Raw genomic sequence first — 457 nt, 5'->3', positions numbered from 1 at the left:
CGTAAGCCTCATCAAAGTTAGCGACGCCCGAAACGAAAAAGTTTGGTGTGTCAAACTGGACGTTGGGCAATTTGCGTACGCGGCGCTGGCCAGGCATATATTGCCATGACCCAAAAAGCTGGTTTTGATAATCCATGGGGAACACCCCGACTGTTGCTGCGCCTACCCTGCGAGCCGGTGCTTTGAGCTGAGCGCGCGATAACATCCAGTGAGTGCCATCGAATTTGCTTTCACCGTCTTGGACATAGTAGGGATACACACGACTCGCCTCGATACGTGCAGAGAGTGAGCGGGTACCGTTAGAGTCAACGACAAATAAATCCGCGACCGTATCCGCTGCGGAGCCTTTCCATGCCAGAAAATGGTTCCACATTGCTTCACCACCCGATTGCGGAATCGGGAAAGGAGTTCCGCCATAGGCACCTTTCAATGCCTTTCCACCTTCAGTTAGCGTTGC

Annotated in this window: 1 protein-coding gene; it reads right to left on the bottom strand. The window is 53.0% G+C overall.

Annotated elements, in window-relative coordinates; translation table 11 throughout:
* Nucleotides 1-457: DUF1329 domain-containing protein (locus tag JMF97_RS32490; protein ID WP_203224682.1), on the bottom strand; the 457-nt coding region annotated here is incomplete at both ends.

The organism is Micromonospora fiedleri (assembly GCF_016774385.1).
Taxonomy (GTDB): Bacteria; Actinomycetota; Actinomycetes; order Mycobacteriales; family Micromonosporaceae; genus Micromonospora; species Micromonospora gifhornensis.
This window is presented reverse-complemented; position numbering and strand designations above follow the sequence as displayed.